This window comes from Vibrio tubiashii ATCC 19109, assembly GCF_000772105.1.
GTDB classification, from domain to species: domain Bacteria; phylum Pseudomonadota; class Gammaproteobacteria; order Enterobacterales; family Vibrionaceae; genus Vibrio; species Vibrio tubiashii.
The window spans coordinates 299,129-318,860 of sequence record NZ_CP009354.1; the positions used below are offsets into that span (position 1 = coordinate 299,129).

Below are 19,732 nucleotides of genomic sequence, written 5' to 3' on the forward strand. Positions count from 1 at the left end.
TCTTGGAAATTTGAGTCCGGCAAAATCGTGTCTGCACATGTATAAAAATGCAGACAACTTTGGTTGTTTAAACAGAGACCCTTTGGGGTTGTATGGTTAAGTGACTAAGCGTACACGGTGGATGCCTTGGCAGTCAGAGGCGATGAAAGACGTAGTAACTTGCGATAAGCCCAGATTAGGTAGTAACAACCATTTGAGTCTGGGATTTCTGAATGGGGAAACCCATCTGCATAAGCAGATACTGTTAACTGAATACATAGGTTAACAGGGCGAACCGGGGGAACTGAAACATCTAAGTACCCCGAGGAAAAGAAATCAACCGAGATTCCGAAAGTAGCGGCGAGCGAAATTGGACTAGCCCTTAAGCTTTTAATGAGACAGGTGAATGAGCTGGAAAGCTCAGCGATACAGGGTGATAGCCCCGTAACCGACATCTCATCATCAGTGAAATCGAGTAGGGCGGGACACGTGATATCCTGTCTGAATATGGGGGGACCATCCTCCAAGGCTAAATACTACTGACTGACCGATAGTGAACCAGTACCGTGAGGGAAAGGCGAAAAGAACCCCTGTGAGGGGAGTGAAATAGAACCTGAAACCGTGTACGTACAAGCAGTAGGAGCACCTTCGTGGTGTGACTGCGTACCTTTTGTATAATGGGTCAGCGACTTATATTCAGTAGCAAGGTTAACCATCTAGGGGAGCCGTAGAGAAATCGAGTCTTAACTGGGCGTCGAGTTGCTGGATATAGACCCGAAACCAGGTGATCTAGCCATGGGCAGGTTGAAGGTTGAGTAACATCAACTGGAGGACCGAACCGACTAATGTTGAAAAATTAGCGGATGACTTGTGGCTAGGGGTGAAAGGCCAATCAAACCTGGAGATAGCTGGTTCTCCCCGAAATCTATTTAGGTAGAGCCTCGGACGAATACTACTGGGGGTAGAGCACTGTTAAGGCTAGGGGGTCATCCCGACTTACCAACCCTTTGCAAACTCCGAATACCAGTAAGTACTATCCGGGAGACACACGGCGGGTGCTAACGTCCGTCGTGGAGAGGGAAACAACCCAGACCGCCAGCTAAGGTCCCAAATTATAGCTAAGTGGGAAACGATGTGGGAAGGCTTAGACAGCTAGGATGTTGGCTTAGAAGCAGCCATCATTTAAAGAAAGCGTAATAGCTCACTAGTCGAGTCGGCCTGCGCGGAAGATGTAACGGGGCTAAGCTATAAACCGAAGCTGCGGCAATGCGATTTATCGTATTGGGTAGGGGAGCGTTCTGTAAGCCGTTGAAGGTGGATTGTAAAGTCTGCTGGAGGTATCAGAAGTGCGAATGCTGACATGAGTAACGATAAAGGGGGTGAAAAACCTCCTCGCCGGAAGACCAAGGGTTCCTGTCCAACGTTAATCGGGGCAGGGTAAGTCGACCCCTAAGGCGAGGCCGAAAGGCGTAGTCGATGGGAAACGGGTTAATATTCCCGTACTTCTTACAATTGCGATGGGGGGACGGAGAAGGCTAGGTGGGCCTGGCGACGGTTGTCCAGGTTCAAGTGCGTAGGCTTGAGAGTTAGGTAAATCCGGCTCTCTTTAAGGCTGAGACACGATGTCGAGCTACTACGGTAGTGAAGTCATTGATGCCATGCTTCCAGGAAAAGCCTCTAAGCTTCAGATTGTAAGGAATCGTACCCCAAACCGACACAGGTGGTCGGGTAGAGAATACCAAGGCGCTTGAGAGAACTCGGGTGAAGGAACTAGGCAAAATGGTACCGTAACTTCGGGAGAAGGTACGCTCTTGACGGTGAAGTCCCTTGCGGATGGAGCTATTGAGAGTCGCAGATACCAGGTGGCTGCAACTGTTTATTAAAAACACAGCACTGTGCAAAATCGTAAGATGACGTATACGGTGTGACGCCTGCCCGGTGCCGGAAGGTTAATTGATGGGGTTAGACGTAAGTCGAAGCTCTTGATCGAAGCCCCGGTAAACGGCGGCCGTAACTATAACGGTCCTAAGGTAGCGAAATTCCTTGTCGGGTAAGTTCCGACCTGCACGAATGGCGTAATGATGGCCACGCTGTCTCCACCCGAGACTCAGTGAAATTGAAATCGCTGTGAAGATGCAGTGTACCCGCGGCTAGACGGAAAGACCCCGTGAACCTTTACTACAGCTTGGCACTGAACATTGACCCTACATGTGTAGGATAGGTGGGAGGCTTTGAAACCGGTACGCCAGTATCGGTGGAGCCGTCCTTGAAATACCACCCTTGTAGTGTTGATGTTCTAACTTAGACCCGTTATCCGGGTTGAGGACAGTGCCTGGTGGGTAGTTTGACTGGGGCGGTCTCCTCCCAAAGAGTAACGGAGGAGCACGAAGGTGGGCTAATCACGGTTGGACATCGTGAGGTTAGTGCAATGGCATAAGCCCGCTTGACTGCGAGAATGACAATTCGAGCAGGTGCGAAAGCAGGTCATAGTGATCCGGTGGTTCTGTATGGAAGGGCCATCGCTCAACGGATAAAAGGTACTCCGGGGATAACAGGCTGATACCGCCCAAGAGTTCATATCGACGGCGGTGTTTGGCACCTCGATGTCGGCTCATCACATCCTGGGGCTGAAGTCGGTCCCAAGGGTATGGCTGTTCGCCATTTAAAGTGGTACGCGAGCTGGGTTTAGAACGTCGTGAGACAGTTCGGTCCCTATCTGCCGTGGGCGTTGGAAGATTGAAGGGGGCTGCTCCTAGTACGAGAGGACCGGAGTGGACGAACCTCTGGTGTTCGGGTTGTGTCGCCAGACGCATTGCCCGGTAGCTAAGTTCGGAATCGATAACCGCTGAAAGCATCTAAGCGGGAAGCGAGCCCTGAGATGAGTCTTCCCTGACCCCTTGAGGGTCCTAAAGGGTTGTTCGAGACTAGAACGTTGATAGGCAGGGTGTGTAAGCGTTGTGAGGCGTTGAGCTAACCTGTACTAATTGCCCGTGAGGCTTAACCATACAACACCCAAAGGGTTTTGATGGACTCAAAGCAAGAACTTTGAATGTGTAACTACAGAACTTAAAACAGCTTTCCGAATTAAAGAATTTGCTTGGCGACCATAGCGATTTGGACCCACCTGATTTCCATGCCGAACTCAGAAGTGAAACGAATTAGCGCCGATGGTAGTGTGGGGCTTCCCCATGTGAGAGTAGGACATCGCCAGGCTTTAATTTCGACTTTGTCTACTCTGTAGACAAGTCACCATAAATCTTTAAGTTTTCTTAGAGTTTTATGTTGACTTACCGAGTCAATAGCGTATTATACGCGTCCTGCTCAAGTGCTAAGGCACTGAAAGCAAAGCTCTTTAACAATATAAACCTATCAATCTGTGTGGGCACTCGTTGATGATAATCCAATTAGAAACTTCGGTTTCAAATTAGGTTTCAATGATACGAAGTGACCATTGAATCTTCGGATTCAGCACAGTCAATTCAAACATTACTTTATGTAATGTTCAGTATTCATTGAGCCGACAAAATCTTAAATTGAAGAGTTTGATCATGGCTCAGATTGAACGCTGGCGGCAGGCCTAACACATGCAAGTCGAGCGGAAACGAGTTAACTGAACCTTCGGGGAACGTTAACGGCGTCGAGCGGCGGACGGGTGAGTAATGCCTGGGAAATTGCCCTGATGTGGGGGATAACCATTGGAAACGATGGCTAATACCGCATAATAGCTTCGGCTCAAAGAGGGGGACCTTCGGGCCTCTCGCGTCAGGATATGCCCAGGTGGGATTAGCTAGTTGGTGAGGTAAGGGCTCACCAAGGCGACGATCCCTAGCTGGTCTGAGAGGATGATCAGCCACACTGGAACTGAGACACGGTCCAGACTCCTACGGGAGGCAGCAGTGGGGAATATTGCACAATGGGCGCAAGCCTGATGCAGCCATGCCGCGTGTATGAAGAAGGCCTTCGGGTTGTAAAGTACTTTCAGCAGTGAGGAAGGTTCATGCGTTAATAGCGTATGGATTTGACGTTAGCTGCAGAAGAAGCACCGGCTAACTCCGTGCCAGCAGCCGCGGTAATACGGAGGGTGCGAGCGTTAATCGGAATTACTGGGCGTAAAGCGCATGCAGGTGGTTTGTTAAGTCAGATGTGAAAGCCCGGGGCTCAACCTCGGAATTGCATTTGAAACTGGCAGACTAGAGTACTGTAGAGGGGGGTAGAATTTCAGGTGTAGCGGTGAAATGCGTAGAGATCTGAAGGAATACCGGTGGCGAAGGCGGCCCCCTGGACAGATACTGACACTCAGATGCGAAAGCGTGGGGAGCAAACAGGATTAGATACCCTGGTAGTCCACGCCGTAAACGATGTCTACTTGGAGGTTGTGGCCTTGAGCCGTGGCTTTCGGAGCTAACGCGTTAAGTAGACCGCCTGGGGAGTACGGTCGCAAGATTAAAACTCAAATGAATTGACGGGGGCCCGCACAAGCGGTGGAGCATGTGGTTTAATTCGATGCAACGCGAAGAACCTTACCTACTCTTGACATCCAGAGAACTTTCCAGAGATGGATTGGTGCCTTCGGGAACTCTGAGACAGGTGCTGCATGGCTGTCGTCAGCTCGTGTTGTGAAATGTTGGGTTAAGTCCCGCAACGAGCGCAACCCTTATCCTTGTTTGCCAGCGAGTAATGTCGGGAACTCCAGGGAGACTGCCGGTGATAAACCGGAGGAAGGTGGGGACGACGTCAAGTCATCATGGCCCTTACGAGTAGGGCTACACACGTGCTACAATGGCGCATACAGAGGGCGGCCAACTTGCGAAAGTGAGCGAATCCCAAAAAGTGCGTCGTAGTCCGGATTGGAGTCTGCAACTCGACTCCATGAAGTCGGAATCGCTAGTAATCGTGGATCAGAATGCCACGGTGAATACGTTCCCGGGCCTTGTACACACCGCCCGTCACACCATGGGAGTGGGCTGCAAAAGAAGTGGGTAGTTTAACCTTCGGGAGGACGCTCACCACTTTGTGGTTCATGACTGGGGTGAAGTCGTAACAAGGTAGCCCTAGGGGAACCTGGGGCTGGATCACCTCCTTATACGATGATTATTGCGATGAGTGTTCACACAGATTGATATGTTTATACACGTTAAGAGACGATACTGGGTCTGTAGCTCAGGTGGTTAGAGCGTTCGCCTGATAAGCGAGAGGTCGGTGGTTCAAGTCCACTCAGACCCACCAATCTTCCTCCCAGAAGAATTGGCATACAGTATCAACACCTGATGGGGCTATAGCTCAGCTGGGAGAGCGCCTGCCTTGCACGCAGGAGGTCAGCAGTTCGATCCTGCTTAGCTCCACCATCTTTAAGCGCATTTGCGTAAGTGTTCTTAAAAATGGTTTCGAAAGAAATCTAGCTCTTTAACAATTTGGAAAGCTGACGAATAACAACAATCCCCATCTCTTCGAGATGCGTTGTTATTCAATTAAAAGTTCTCAAATCCTAAAACTATGTTTTAGGTACCAACACACATTCAAGTGTTCTTGGAAATTTGAGTCCGGCAAAATCGTGTCTGCACATGTATAAAAATGCAGACAACTTTGGTTGTTTAAACAGAGACCCTTTGGGGTTGTATGGTTAAGTGACTAAGCGTACACGGTGGATGCCTTGGCAGTCAGAGGCGATGAAAGACGTAGTAACTTGCGATAAGCCCAGATTAGGTAGTAACAACCATTTGAGTCTGGGATTTCTGAATGGGGAAACCCAATTGCATAAGCAATTACTGTTAACTGAATACATAGGTTAACAGGGCGAACCGGGGGAACTGAAACATCTAAGTACCCCGAGGAAAAGAAATCAACCGAGATTCCGAAAGTAGCGGCGAGCGAAATTGGACTAGCCCTTAAGCTTTTAATGAGACAGGTGAAGCCTCTGGAAAGTGGCGCGATACAGGGTGATAGCCCCGTAACCGACATCTCATCATCAGTGAAATCGAGTAGGGCGGGACACGTGATATCCTGTCTGAATATGGGGGGACCATCCTCCAAGGCTAAATACTACTGACTGACCGATAGTGAACCAGTACCGTGAGGGAAAGGCGAAAAGAACCCCTGTGAGGGGAGTGAAATAGAACCTGAAACCGTGTACGTACAAGCAGTAGGAGCACCTTCGTGGTGTGACTGCGTACCTTTTGTATAATGGGTCAGCGACTTATATTCAGTAGCAAGGTTAACCATCTAGGGGAGCCGTAGAGAAATCGAGTCTTAACTGGGCGTCGAGTTGCTGGATATAGACCCGAAACCAGGTGATCTAGCCATGGGCAGGTTGAAGGTTGAGTAACATCAACTGGAGGACCGAACCGACTAATGTTGAAAAATTAGCGGATGACTTGTGGCTAGGGGTGAAAGGCCAATCAAACCTGGAGATAGCTGGTTCTCCCCGAAATCTATTTAGGTAGAGCCTCGGACGAATACTACTGGGGGTAGAGCACTGTTAAGGCTAGGGGGTCATCCCGACTTACCAACCCTTTGCAAACTCCGAATACCAGTAAGTACTATCCGGGAGACACACGGCGGGTGCTAACGTCCGTCGTGGAGAGGGAAACAACCCAGACCGCCAGCTAAGGTCCCAAATTATAGCTAAGTGGGAAACGATGTGGGAAGGCTTAGACAGCTAGGATGTTGGCTTAGAAGCAGCCATCATTTAAAGAAAGCGTAATAGCTCACTAGTCGAGTCGGCCTGCGCGGAAGATGTAACGGGGCTAAGCTATAAACCGAAGCTGCGGCAATGCGATTTATCGTATTGGGTAGGGGAGCGTTCTGTAAGCCGTTGAAGGTGGATTGTAAAGTCTGCTGGAGGTATCAGAAGTGCGAATGCTGACATGAGTAACGATAAAGGGGGTGAAAAACCTCCTCGCCGGAAGACCAAGGGTTCCTGTCCAACGTTAATCGGGGCAGGGTAAGTCGACCCCTAAGGCGAGGCCGAAAGGCGTAGTCGATGGGAAACGGGTTAATATTCCCGTACTTCTTACAATTGCGATGGGGGGACGGAGAAGGCTAGGTGGGCCTGGCGACGGTTGTCCAGGTTCAAGTGCGTAGGCTTGAGAGTTAGGTAAATCCGGCTCTCTTTAAGGCTGAGACACGATGTCGAGCTACTACGGTAGTGAAGTCATTGATGCCATGCTTCCAGGAAAAGCCTCTAAGCTTCAGATTGTAAGGAATCGTACCCCAAACCGACACAGGTGGTCGGGTAGAGAATACCAAGGCGCTTGAGAGAACTCGGGTGAAGGAACTAGGCAAAATGGTACCGTAACTTCGGGAGAAGGTACGCTCTTGACGGTGAAGTCCCTTGCGGATGGAGCTATTGAGAGTCGCAGATACCAGGTGGCTGCAACTGTTTATTAAAAACACAGCACTGTGCAAAATCGTAAGATGACGTATACGGTGTGACGCCTGCCCGGTGCCGGAAGGTTAATTGATGGGGTTAGACGTAAGTCGAAGCTCTTGATCGAAGCCCCGGTAAACGGCGGCCGTAACTATAACGGTCCTAAGGTAGCGAAATTCCTTGTCGGGTAAGTTCCGACCTGCACGAATGGCGTAATGATGGCCACGCTGTCTCCACCCGAGACTCAGTGAAATTGAAATCGCTGTGAAGATGCAGTGTACCCGCGGCTAGACGGAAAGACCCCGTGAACCTTTACTACAGCTTGGCACTGAACATTGACCCTACATGTGTAGGATAGGTGGGAGGCTTTGAAACCGGTACGCCAGTATCGGTGGAGCCGTCCTTGAAATACCACCCTTGTAGTGTTGATGTTCTAACTTAGACCCGTTATCCGGGTTGAGGACAGTGCCTGGTGGGTAGTTTGACTGGGGCGGTCTCCTCCCAAAGAGTAACGGAGGAGCACGAAGGTGGGCTAATCACGGTTGGACATCGTGAGGTTAGTGCAATGGCATAAGCCCGCTTGACTGCGAGAATGACAATTCGAGCAGGTGCGAAAGCAGGTCATAGTGATCCGGTGGTTCTGTATGGAAGGGCCATCGCTCAACGGATAAAAGGTACTCCGGGGATAACAGGCTGATACCGCCCAAGAGTTCATATCGACGGCGGTGTTTGGCACCTCGATGTCGGCTCATCACATCCTGGGGCTGAAGTCGGTCCCAAGGGTATGGCTGTTCGCCATTTAAAGTGGTACGCGAGCTGGGTTTAGAACGTCGTGAGACAGTTCGGTCCCTATCTGCCGTGGGCGTTGGAAGATTGAAGGGGGCTGCTCCTAGTACGAGAGGACCGGAGTGGACGAACCTCTGGTGTTCGGGTTGTGTCGCCAGACGCATTGCCCGGTAGCTAAGTTCGGAATCGATAACCGCTGAAAGCATCTAAGCGGGAAGCGAGCCCTGAGATGAGTCTTCCCTGACCCCTTGAGGGTCCTAAAGGGTTGTTCGAGACTAGAACGTTGATAGGCAGGGTGTGTAAGCGTTGTGAGGCGTTGAGCTAACCTGTACTAATTGCCCGTGAGGCTTAACCATACAACACCCAAAGGGTTTTGATGGACTCAAAGCAAGAACTTTGAATGTGTAATTACAGAACTTAAAACAGCTTTCCGAATTAAGAATTTGCTTGGCGACCATAGCGATTTGGACCCACCTGATTCCATGCCGAACTCAGAAGTGAAACGAATTAGCGCCGATGGTAGTGTGGGGCTTCCCCATGTGAGAGTAGGACATCGCCAGGCTTTAAATTTAGACTCAAGAGTCTAACCAGTGCGGAGCGGTAGTTCAGTTGGTTAGAATACCGGCCTGTCACGCCGGGGGTCGCGGGTTCGAGTCCCGTCCGCTCCGCCACTTATTCCAGACCTCAGCAGAAATGCTGAGGTCTTTTTGTATCTGCAGTATTATTTTGGTCTGCGACCAACGAGTCCCGCTTGCCCGCAAGCCCGGCCGTCAGCCACTTATTTAAAAAACCCAGTCTTCGGACTGGGTTTTGTCGTTTTAGAAGCCCGTTGCTGACGCAACGGGCTTCTTGCGTTTAAGGGGGAGATAGAACGGGCTACGCCCTATGGAAATCGGGATCGCTGCGCTGCTGGAACGGACTTCGTCCTCTAGAATCGGATTCGGGCTTCACCCTACGAGAGGTGAGTGTTGATACTAAGTTGGTAGAGCCTAAGGGGACAGATCAAAAAGATTCGCATACTTCAATAGCTTCGGTCATTCCATGGAGCGACGAAGGAGTGAGCAGGGAATCTATTTTAGTTTTCGACTCGCTACAAGAGCTCCCCAACTCACTCGTCCCTCGCTCTTGAGGATGACAACGTAATGTATTGAAAACAAAATAGGTTGACACGATAAGCCAACCCTCAAAGTTTTCCAGTTTTCCAGTTTTCCAGTTTTCCAGTTTTCCAGTTTTCCAGTTTTCCAGTTTTCCGTAGGACGAAGTCCGTTCCCGCATCCTAGTATCGTTGCTCAACACAACGGCCGACCTTTTGTCATTGCGACACCTGTTACATCACAGCGGGGCTTATGGCAGCGCCAGTCATCACCTTATGCGCTGCTCTTTCAAGTATTATTGTCATCAAGCTGCGCAAATCGATGATGAAACCTGTCACGGAAAATGCTCAAAAATAGCTTTGGTCTACCTATGACCCAAAAGCTCTAGATACTAAAAAGGCAGCTTAGTTAGCTGCCTTTACGTTATAGATGTTTCCAAAACCTATTCTTGCTCTGCTTCTCTATTCTCAGAATCCATCTCTTTTTGGGCAAGCTTAGCTTTTTCGATCATTGGCGTAATGGTAGAGCCTTGAATTAAGATTGAGAACACTACTACCGAGTAGGTCATGACTAGGATAATCTCTTTTACATCGATCAGTTTATCTTGAATAACCCAGATGCCAGACGGAATTGACAGCGCCATGGCTAACGCCAATCCGCCTCTTAAGCCACCCCAAGTAAGAATCTTGACTGACCAAGGGTTATATTTTCGAAAACGCTTAAAGCCGATATATGACAAGAAAACACTGAGGTAGCGAGCTGACAAGACTAGAGGTACAGAGAAAGCCATTAGAATCCAGTCTTCCTTATGGAATTCAAACAGCAGCATCGACATACCAATCAGCAGGAATAGAACACCGTTTAGGAACTCATCAACGAGCTCCCAAAAGTGATCGAGGTGATCTTCACTCTCTTTGGAGAAACCGATAAATCTGGTCCAGTTACCAATCATAATGCCAGATACGACCATAGCTAATGGTCCAGAGACATGCAGAACTTCGGCGAAGGCATAGCCTGCTGTCGGTATACCTATGGTCAGCAGGAGCTCCATTGAGTGATCGTCGGTAGCACTGATTAAATAGTGGAACAGTAACCCTAAAGCAAAACCATATAAGATGCCGCCAAGCGCTTCTTGTATAAACAGCATAGTAACACTGCCGACGGTAGGCGCTTCGGTACCAAAGGCGATGGTAAAGATGGTGACAAAGATAACGAGACCAAAGCCATCGTTAAATAGAGATTCACCTTCGATTTGAGTTGAGATTCGTTTAGGAGCGTCGAGCTTTTTAACGATGGCCAGTACAGCAATTGGATCGGTTGGTGAGATCAGCGCACCAAACAGTAAGCAGTAGACTAGGTCGAACTGAATGCCGATAAACTGACAGAAACCATAAAGGACAAAGCCAATAAAGAAAGTCGAGAATAGAGTCGCGCCCAGAGCTAAGGCAGTTATTTCCCATTTTTGATCTTTGAGGTTGGGTAGTTTGATACCTAAACCACCGGCAAAAAGGAGAAAACCTAATATCCCCTTAAGTAGGAAATCTTCAAAGTTAATGCTCGCCACTGTGTTTGAAGCGATTTCTGTTAAATGAAACCAATCGTTTTGACCTGCTACAAGAATCAACAGCGACAGCATCATCGAACCTGCTGTAATTGCGATGGTGGTTTGCATTTTACCTATCTTGCTGTTTACAAACGCAATCAACATAGCGGCAGCTGATAGGAAACAGAGAGTGTAATAGACCGACATTAGAATCTCGACATGTAACAAATTATGAATGGGAATTTTCTGCCTACTATGTACAAATAGCAAACATTTTTTTGTCATAACTAAGTCATCAATTAAGTCTTTTAGACGTCTAGACTCCTTTTTAATGTGTGATAGGATGGAGTGATAACTAAAGGAATGAGGCTGTACCGTGGGAAGTAATGTAAGGCAACAGATTGAAGCTCAATTAAAACAACGTATCTTGCTGATCGATGGTGGTATGGGCACCATGATTCAAGATTACAAACTAGAAGAGCAAGACTATCGAGGTGAGCGCTTTGCTGACTGGCATTGCGATTTAAAAGGCAACAACGACTTACTTGTTCTTTCTCAGCCTCAACTTATTAAAGATATCCATTCTGCTTATCTAGAAGCAGGTGCAGATATCCTCGAAACCAACACCTTCAACGCAACCACTATTGCAATGGCTGACTATGAAATGGAAAGCCTAAGCGAAGAGATTAACTTCGCTGCAGCCAAACTCGCACGTGAAGCGGCCGATGAGTGGACGGCAAAAACGCCAGAAAAACCTCGTTACGTTGCAGGTGTATTGGGCCCAACTAACCGCACATGTTCTATTTCACCCGATGTGAACGATCCCGGTTATCGAAACGTTAGCTTTGATGAGCTTGTCGAAGCGTATTCCGAGTCGACACGCGCTCTGATTAAAGGCGGCTCAGATTTAATTCTGATCGAGACTATCTTCGATACCTTGAACGCTAAAGCTTGTGCCTTTGCGGTAGACACTGTGTTTGAAGAGTTGGGTTCCAAACTGCCAGTGATGATATCGGGCACCATTACCGATGCGTCAGGTCGAACGCTTTCTGGCCAAACAACCGAAGCTTTCTACAACTCACTTCGTCACGTCAATCCAATCTCATTTGGTTTGAACTGTGCGCTAGGCCCTGACGAGCTACGTCCGTATGTGGAAGAGCTCTCACGTATCTCAGAGACATTTGTTTCTACTCACCCTAATGCGGGTTTACCTAACGCCTTTGGTGAGTATGATTTATCACCTGAAGATATGGCAGTGCATGTTAAAGAGTGGGCGGAAAGTGGTTTCTTAAACCTGATTGGCGGTTGTTGTGGTACGACTCCAGAGCATATCCGCCAAATGGCTATCGCGGTAGAAGGAGTAAAACCGCGCGCATTACCAGAACTTATCACGGCTTGTCGTCTATCTGGTCTTGAGCCACTGACAATCGAAAAAGAAACCCTGTTTGTTAACGTTGGTGAACGCACTAACGTAACGGGTTCTGCACGCTTTAAACGTCTGATCAAAGAAGAGCTTTATGATGAGGCGTTAGAGGTTGCACGCCAGCAAGTCGAGAACGGTGCACAGATCATCGATATCAACATGGATGAAGGCATGCTTGATGCTGAAGCATGTATGGTGCGTTTCCTCAACCTGTGTGCCTCTGAGCCAGAAATTTCCAAAGTGCCTATCATGGTCGACTCCTCTAAGTGGGAGGTTATCGAAGCTGGCTTGAAGTGTATTCAGGGTAAAGGCATTGTTAACTCCATCTCACTCAAGGAAGGCAAAGAGAAGTTTGTTGAGCAAGCCAAGCTGATTCGTCGCTACGGTGCGGCTGTTATCGTGATGGCGTTTGATGAAGTTGGTCAGGCAGAAACGCGTGAACGCAAACTGGAAATTTGTACTAATGCCTACAATATCTTGGTTGATGAAATTGGCTTCCCACCGGAAGATATTATCTTCGACCCGAACATTTTTGCTGTTGCGACCGGTATCGAAGAGCATAACAACTACGCAGTAGACTTTATTGAAGCGGTTGCGGATATCAAGCGCGACCTACCTTACGCTATGATCTCTGGAGGTGTCTCTAACGTCTCTTTCTCATTCCGCGGCAACAACTATGTACGTGAAGCGATTCACGCCGTATTCCTTTATCACTGTTTTAAAAACGGTATGGATATGGGGATCGTAAATGCTGGTCAGCTTGAAATTTACGACAACGTACCCGACAAGTTGCGTGAAGCGGTAGAAGATGTGGTTCTAAACCGACGTGATGATGGTACAGAGCGACTGCTCGATATTGCCGCTGAATATGCAGGTAAAGGCGTTGGAAAAGAAGAAGATGCCTCAGCACTTGAATGGCGTACCTGGTCAGTTGAGAAGCGTTTAGAGCATGCGCTAGTTAAAGGCATCACCGAGTTTATTGTTGAGGATACCGAAGAGGCGCGAGTTAATGCTAGCAAGCCGTTAGAAGTGATTGAAGGTCCATTAATGGACGGCATGAATGTGGTTGGCGACCTGTTTGGTGAAGGCAAGATGTTCTTACCTCAGGTGGTAAAATCAGCTCGCGTGATGAAGCAGGCGGTTGCTCACTTAGAACCTTATATTAATGCATCGAAGCAAGCGGGCTCGTCGAACGGTAAAATTCTTCTAGCGACAGTAAAAGGTGATGTTCACGATATTGGTAAGAACATTGTTGGCGTTGTTCTACAGTGTAATAACTACGAGATCATTGACCTTGGCGTCATGGTGCCGTGTGAGCAGATCCTCAAGGTCGCCAAAGAAGAGAATGTTGATATTATTGGTTTGTCCGGCCTGATTACTCCTTCATTGGACGAAATGGTTCATGTGGCCAAAGAGATGGAACGTCTTGATTTTGATTTGCCACTGCTGATTGGTGGCGCGACGACATCGAAAGCCCACACTGCGGTTAAGATTGAGCAAAACTACAAACATCCCGTGGTGTATGTAAACAATGCTTCGAGAGCGGTTGGCGTGTGTACATCACTTCTTTCAGATGAACTGCGTCCTGCCTTTGTCGAGAAGTTAGATGCGGATTACGTCCGTGTTCGTGATCAGCATAATCGTAAGAAGCCAAGAACCAAGCCTGTCATTCTTGAGCAAGCGCGTGCTAACAAAGTGGCGATTGATTGGGAGTGCTATACACCTCCAGAGCCTGCTAAGCCGGGTGTCCATGTGTTCGATGATTTTGATGTTGCCACATTGCGTAACTACATTGACTGGACGCCTTTCTTTATGACTTGGTCGCTTGTCGGTAAGTACCCAGCGATTTTAGACCATGAAGAAGTCGGTGAAGAGGCGAAGCGTCTGTTTAAAGATGCCAATGATCTGCTAGACCGAGTAGAAAACGAAGGGTTACTTAAAGCTCGCGGTATGTGTGCACTCTTTCCTGCAGCAAGCGTTGGTGATGATATTGAAGTGTACACCGATGAGTCTCGTACAGAAGTGGCCAAAGTGTTGTATAACCTGCGTCAGCAAACAGAGAAGCCAAAAGGCTTTAACTACTGTTTATCAGATTACATTGCTCCTAAAGAGTCAGGTAAGAAGGACTGGATTGGTGCGTTTGCAGTCACGGGCGGTATAGGTGAGCGCGAACTTGCTGACCAATATAAAGCGGCCGGTGACGACTATAACGCCATCATGATTCAGGCGGTGGCCGATCGCTTAGCTGAAGCGTTTGCCGAGTATTTACATGAACAGGTACGTAAAGAAATCTGGGGTTATTCTGCCGATGAGAACTTATCGAATGACGAGTTGATCCGTGAGAAATATCAGGGGATTCGTCCTGCTCCAGGTTACCCAGCTTGTCCAGAACATACTGAGAAAGGCTCTCTGTGGGAGCTGCTTAAAGTTGAAGAGACCATCGATATGTCACTGACGACAAGTTATGCGATGTGGCCAGGCGCGTCTGTTTCCGGTTGGTATTTCTCTCACCCAGACTCTCGTTACTTTGCGATCGCTCAGATCCAACAGGATCAAGCGCAAAGCTACGCGGATCGCAAAGGTTGGGATATGCTTGAAGCAGAGAAATGGTTAGGGCCAAACCTTAACTAGTTCTAAATTAGCAACAAAAAGCGCAGCTTATAAGCTGCGCTTTTTAGTCTCTGAGAGTCTGATTAAATCATGATGGTTGCTAAGCCAAGGAAGACCGATAGGCCGATAACATCGGTCACTGTTGTGAGCGCCATGCCTCCTGCCAGTGCCGGGTCGATGTTCATCTTCTTGAGCAGAATAGGGATGGTTACCCCAGCCACACCAGCGACCAGTAAATTGGTCAGCATTGCGGCGGAAATAATGCCGCCTAACATCCAATTTCCTTTCCAAGCGACAACGATACCGCCAATAATCAGTGCCCACATGATGCCATTGAGTAGGCCGATCGCGGCTTCTTTCATCAGCAGTTCACGTTTATTGGCATCACCGATATGACCAAGTGCTAGACCGCGAATTACGAGCGCTACGGTCTGGTTACCCGCGACACCGCCCATAGAGGGGACTATGGTCATCAAGACAGCAATTGCCGCCATTTGGTCAAGCGTTGCTTCAAACATGTTTGAAACGGATGCGGCCGCAAGGGCTGCGAGAACATTCGCACCTAGCCAGATACTACGCTTACGCGCTGATTTTACTACAGGGGCGAAAGTGTCTTCGTCATCATCCATACCCGCCATACTCATCATGGAGTGCTCAGCGTCTTCACGGATAACATCGACCACGTCATCGATAGTGATACGACCGACCAAGTGTTGGTTCTCATCGATAACAGGCGCCGAGACCCAGTTACGACGTTCGAACAGGCTAGCAATGTCAGAGTCGCTCATGGTGACATCGATAGCTTCATCGGCATCTTCCATGACATCGCTGATCTTAACGTCAGGCTGAGTGGTCAGAAGGGTTGTGATCGGCAGTTCGCCAATCAGACGGCTCTCTTCGTCAATCACGTACAAAGCATCGGTGGCTTCTGGAAGCTCTCCTTTCATACGCAAATAACGAAGCACAACATCGACGTCGACATCACCACGAATGGTGATAACGTCGGTGTTCATCAAACTACCAGCAGTGTCTTCCGGATAGGAAAGGGCCGTTTCAACCAATAGACGCTCAGCAGCATCCATTTGGGATAAGACTTCGCGCGAGACGTCATCAGGAAGGCTTCGGAGTACGTAAGCGACGTCATCCGTTTCCATACCTTCAGTGGCTTCAGCAAGCATCTCCGGCGCCATCTTAGACACCAGATCATCTTTAACGTCTTCGTTTAATTCATCAAGAATTTCACCGTAATCTTCCGGATCGGTGAGTTGCCAAAGGACTTCACGACTTTTACGTGGAGAGGCTTCTAAGAGATGGGCAATATCTTCTGGTTCCATGTCCTGAAGTTGGCGACGGACATGGACAAAACGACCATTTTCTAGAGCTTCGGTAACTTCTTGGAGGGCTTGGTGAGCTTGATCGAATTCTATTTGCTCTGCCATTCATTCCCCCTGACTCTCTATGCTTACAATGCTGTGAATAGTAACTTAATTTTAGAATGTATTTAATAAGTTATTGTGAAGGAGGGTTATTTAGTGCTAATTGGTCGGTGAATTACTCGTCTTCGTCAAACTTGTCTTCAATAAGATGACAAACGGCTTCAAGTGCAGGGTGCGCATCGCTACCTTCAGCGCTTATAGTGACATGTTCGCCTTGCGCTGATTCGAGCATTAGCAGCCCCATTACGCTATCTGCAGTCGCTTCTTTGCCTTCATGATTTTGAATGGTGAGAATGGCATCAAAGGATTGAGCCAATTCGACTAGTTTTACAGCAGCACGAGCGTGAAGACCTAAACGATTTTGGATTAAGACAGTACGGCTTTGCTGCTGCATAAACTATTCCTTGTGGTTTTTCTCTAGTGAAGCGTGACGAATCTGAACTTGATGTCCCATCTGCGCAAAGTATTCGCCAATTTGCTGAGTGAGATAGACGGAGCGATGTTTGCCGCCAGTACAACCAATCGCGACGGTGAGATAGCTACGATTGTTTTTCTCCAGCATTGGCAACCAGTGTTCAATGAACTTTTGAATTTGCTGCTTGAGTTCCATCACTTCATGATGACCTTCCAAGAAGGATTTGATTGGTGCATCTAAGCCAGTTAATGGCCTTAAATCAGGCTGCCAGTGCGGGTTGGGTAAGAAGCGTACATCAAACACGTAGTCGGCATCGCTTGGCAGACCGTACTTGAAACCAAAGGACTGAAAAACCATCACGAGATCTTTGCGTTCTCGCCCTTCAACGCGCATACGTACTGTTTCACTCAGTTCATGCAGAGATTGATTACTACTGTCGATCACTAAGTCAGCATGCTCTTTGAGAGGAGAGAGGATACAGCGTTCTTTCTCAATCGCCTGCTCTAACGAGGTGTTTTCAATACTGAGTGACAAAGGATGAATACGGCGAGTCTCGCTGTAGCGTTTTAATAGCGTCTCTTTGTTGGCATCCAAAAATAGCACGCTGACATCAGAACTTTTCTTTAGCTTAGTTAACACAGCTTCGACTAAGTTTGGCTCTGTTGGTAGGTTACGGATATCGATGCTGACGGCGACATTCTGTTTGCTGGTTTGAACCGATTGAACAAAGACTTCAAGCAGGTCGACTGGCAGATTATCTACGCAGTAGTAACCTAAGTCCTCCAGTACGCGTAATGCAACGCTTTTACCTGCACCGGACTGACCGCTAACAACGATAAGGCGCATTATTGATTAACCATGATGTCGTAGAGCTCTTGGTCTGACTGAGCTTTACGCAGTTGTTTGAGGATCTGTTTGTCGTTTAGACGTTCTGCCATGCTCGAAAGTGTTTTTAGGTGCTCTTTACATTGTGCGTCTGGCACGAGTAGAGCAAAAAGTAGGTCGACAGGGCGATTGTCAATGGCGTCAAACTCAACAGGTGATTCACACTGCAGCAATACTGCGACAGCTTTATCGCTTGCTTGCATACGAGCATGGGGAATGGCTATTCCATTTCCAATGCCAGTACTGCCCATTTTCTCGCGACTGAGCATACATTCAAAAAGTTCGGTTGAGTTTTGCCCCGTTTGTTCAGCGACAAGTTCACTGATCATTTCAAGGGCTCGTTTTTTACTAGTACATTGAACTGCACTTTTGGTGCAGTCCAATGTAAGGATTTCGCTTAATTGCATGGTTTTAGTGGGCGTTTAGCTTTTCTTTGTGCTTGTTGAGCTGTCGAACAAGTTTGTCGACGAGCGAATCTATCGCTGCATACATGTTTTCATCGTCTGAAGAGGCATGAATTTCAGCTTGATTTACGTGAAGGGTAGCTTCCGCGATTTGACGGAGTTTTTCAACTTTTAATACCACATGAATACTGTTGATATGGTCAAAAAAGCGTTCGAGCTTCTGAAACTTTTCGTTTACGTAGTCTTGCATTGAATCGGTTAGATCAACGTGGTGGCCATTAATATTGATTTGCATAGACTTTCCTTCTCGGTTGTAGGCCTAAAGCAGGCGTTTGCGCTGACTTGAAGGGGCTATTCCTAAAGACTCTCGGTATTTCGCTATTGTCCTACGAGCGACCTGAATCCCTTGGTCAGCGAGTAGAGCTGCAATCTTACTGTCACTGAGTGGTTTCGCACTGTTCTCTGCAGCGACGAGTTTCTTAATCAGTGCACGGATTGCAGTTGATGAGCACTCTCCGCCATTGTCGGTGCTGACATGGCTTGAAAAGAAGTACTTCAGTTCAAAAATGCCACGAGGGGTATGCATGTATTTCTGCGTGGTAACCCTAGAAATGGTGGACTCATGCATGTCGACAGCTAACGCAACATCATTAAGCACCATTGGTTTCATGGCTTCTTCACCATACTCAAAGAAATCGCGTTGATGTTCAACAATACACTTAGCAACTTTGAGTAACGTCTCATTTCTACTTTCTAAGCTTTTAATTAGCCATTTTGCTTCTTGCAGATTACTGCGAATGTACTGGCTATCCGCATTATTACCTTTACCCAGCGCGGCATATTGCTGGTTGACCTTAAGTCTTGGTACTGAATCTGGGTTGATGGTGACCACCCATTTTCCGTGGTCTTTAAATACGGACACATCTGGAATGACATATTCAGCATGGTCTGGGGCAATGCGACTTCCCGGTCTTGGGTCAAGCTGTTGAATTAGCTTGAGCACTTCACGCAGCTCTGCTTCTTTTAGCTTAGTCTCTTTTATAACCAGTTTGTAATCACGGTTACCTAACTGATCAATATGGTTAGTCAGTACTAACTTAGCTTCTGTTAGCCAAGGTGTGTCTTCTGGGAAGGTAGCTAACTGGAGTAACAAACAGTCTTGGAGATTATTAGAGGCAACGCCGAGTGGATCAAATTGTTGGATACGTTTACGTACCGCTTCAATCTCTTCGATCTCAATCTCTTCGTTATTGAAACTTTCAAGGATGTCCTCAGTTGAGACGGTTAAGTAACCATAGTCATCAATGGCATCGATCAGTGCTAAGGCGATAGTACGGTCCGTTTCACTAAATGGCGTGAGGTCCAATTGCCAGATTAGGTAGTCTTGCAGAGATTGAGTGGTTTCACCTTGGTAGACGGGAGCGTCATCATCAAGAGCGATGCCTGTACTACCCGTGTTTGCACTGTAGACATCTTCCCAAGTGGTATCAATTTCGAGGTCGTTGCTGATTTCAGATTTTTCTATCAGCTCTGAGCTGTCTTTTACATCAGGCTCTGCTGTTTCTGCAAGCTCAACTGTGGGTTCTTTCTCTTCATTGCGGTTTGTTTCTTCAGCAGACGGCTCATCACTGGTTTCTTCAACCTCGAGGAGAGGGTTTGAATCCAAAGCTTCTTGAATCTCTTGTTGAAGATCTAGCGTCGACAGCTGCAACAAACGAATCGCTTGCTGCAATTGAGGTGTCATCGCTAACTGCTGTCCTAGCTTGAGTTGTAATGAGGGTTTCATTCAGT

The 19,732-nt window shown here is 47.9% G+C and carries 8 protein-coding genes, 3 tRNA genes and 5 rRNA genes; 9 read left to right on the forward strand and 7 right to left on the reverse strand.

Translation table 11 applies throughout. The features are described 5' to 3' along the window. Positions 1-94: 94 nt before the first annotated feature. From IX91_RS01455 to IX91_RS01490, 8 genes are all read left to right on the forward strand, one after another. Positions 95-2,984, forward strand: a 23S ribosomal RNA gene (locus IX91_RS01455). 91 nt (positions 2,985-3,075) lie between these two features. Next, positions 3,076-3,192, forward strand: a 5S ribosomal RNA gene (rrf, locus tag IX91_RS01460). 317 nt (positions 3,193-3,509) lie between these two features. After that, positions 3,510-5,062: ribosomal RNA gene (locus tag IX91_RS01465) — 16S ribosomal RNA — on the forward strand. Positions 5,063-5,128: 66 nt separating this feature from the next. Then, positions 5,129-5,205 (forward strand) — tRNA-Ile (locus tag IX91_RS01470). Between the two features lie 43 nt (positions 5,206-5,248). Continuing rightward, positions 5,249-5,324: transfer RNA gene (locus IX91_RS01475), tRNA-Ala, on the forward strand. A gap of 273 nt (positions 5,325-5,597) precedes the next feature. Continuing rightward, positions 5,598-8,487 (forward strand): 23S ribosomal RNA (locus tag IX91_RS01480). 90 nt (positions 8,488-8,577) lie between these two features. Beyond that, positions 8,578-8,693 (forward strand): 5S ribosomal RNA (gene rrf, locus IX91_RS01485). Together the 16S, 23S and 5S rRNA genes with 3 tRNA genes alongside form the textbook arrangement of a ribosomal RNA operon. A gap of 32 nt (positions 8,694-8,725) precedes the next feature. Continuing rightward, a tRNA-Asp gene (locus IX91_RS01490) sits at positions 8,726-8,802 on the forward strand. An 865-nt stretch (positions 8,803-9,667) separates the two neighbouring features. Here the strand turns inward: IX91_RS01490 and IX91_RS01495 are convergent. Continuing rightward, positions 9,668-10,975, reverse strand: coding sequence for a cation:proton antiporter (locus tag IX91_RS01495; protein ID WP_004748612.1), 1,308 nt, complete (start codon positions 10,973-10,975; stop codon positions 9,668-9,670). A 169-nt stretch (positions 10,976-11,144) separates the two neighbouring features. On the opposite strand from IX91_RS01495, the gene metH reads away from it, so the two are divergent. After that, complete coding sequence (gene metH, locus IX91_RS01500; protein ID WP_004748610.1) at positions 11,145-14,822, forward strand: methionine synthase; 3,678 nt, start codon at positions 11,145-11,147, stop codon at positions 14,820-14,822. A 62-nt stretch (positions 14,823-14,884) separates the two neighbouring features. Here the strand turns inward: metH and mgtE are convergent, their stop codons facing one another. From mgtE to IX91_RS01530, 6 genes are all read right to left on the reverse strand, one after another. Continuing rightward, the gene (mgtE, locus tag IX91_RS01505) at positions 14,885-16,240 is read right to left on the reverse strand and encodes a magnesium transporter (RefSeq protein ID WP_004748609.1); all 1,356 of its coding nucleotides are present in this window, start codon (positions 16,238-16,240) and stop codon (positions 14,885-14,887) included. Between the two features lie 112 nt (positions 16,241-16,352). Next, positions 16,353-16,631, reverse strand: a complete 279-nt coding sequence (locus IX91_RS01510; RefSeq protein ID WP_004409805.1) for an HPr family phosphocarrier protein — start codon at positions 16,629-16,631, stop codon at positions 16,353-16,355. A gap of 3 nt (positions 16,632-16,634) precedes the next feature. After that, positions 16,635-17,498, reverse strand: coding sequence for an RNase adapter RapZ (gene rapZ / locus IX91_RS01515; protein WP_004748608.1), 864 nt, complete (start codon positions 17,496-17,498; stop codon positions 16,635-16,637). Further along, the gene (gene ptsN, locus IX91_RS01520; protein WP_004748606.1) at positions 17,498-17,944 is read right to left on the reverse strand and encodes a PTS IIA-like nitrogen regulatory protein PtsN; all 447 of its coding nucleotides are present in this window, start codon (positions 17,942-17,944) and stop codon (positions 17,498-17,500) included. Before ptsN ends, rapZ begins: the two co-directional genes overlap by 1 nt. A gap of 4 nt (positions 17,945-17,948) precedes the next feature. After that, positions 17,949-18,236 carry a ribosome hibernation promoting factor gene (hpf, locus tag IX91_RS01525; RefSeq protein WP_004748604.1) on the reverse strand — a complete coding sequence of 96 codons (288 nt, stop codon included), beginning with the start codon at positions 18,234-18,236 and terminating at the stop codon, positions 17,949-17,951. 24 nt (positions 18,237-18,260) lie between these two features. Further along, positions 18,261-19,727 carry an RNA polymerase factor sigma-54 gene (locus IX91_RS01530; protein ID WP_004748602.1) on the reverse strand — a complete coding sequence of 489 codons (1,467 nt, stop codon included), beginning with the start codon at positions 19,725-19,727 and terminating at the stop codon, positions 18,261-18,263. Between the last annotated feature and the right edge of the window lie 5 nt (positions 19,728-19,732).

Coding starts and splice junctions, on each gene's coding strand:
- IX91_RS01510 (WP_004409805.1), bottom strand. CDS start 16,631: ATGCAGCAGCAAAGCCGTACTGTCTTAATCCAAAATCGTTTAGGTCTT.
- ptsN (WP_004748606.1), bottom strand. CDS start 17,944: ATGCAATTAAGCGAAATCCTTACATTGGACTGCACCAAAAGTGCAGTT.
- hpf (WP_004748604.1), bottom strand. CDS start 18,236: ATGCAAATCAATATTAATGGCCACCACGTTGATCTAACCGATTCAATG.
- mgtE (WP_004748609.1), bottom strand. CDS start 16,240: ATGGCAGAGCAAATAGAATTCGATCAAGCTCACCAAGCCCTCCAAGAA.
- IX91_RS01530 (WP_004748602.1), bottom strand. CDS start 19,727: ATGAAACCCTCATTACAACTCAAGCTAGGACAGCAGTTAGCGATGACA.
- rapZ (WP_004748608.1), bottom strand. CDS start 17,498: ATGCGCCTTATCGTTGTTAGCGGTCAGTCCGGTGCAGGTAAAAGCGTT.
- IX91_RS01495 (WP_004748612.1), bottom strand. CDS start 10,975: ATGTCGGTCTATTACACTCTCTGTTTCCTATCAGCTGCCGCTATGTTG.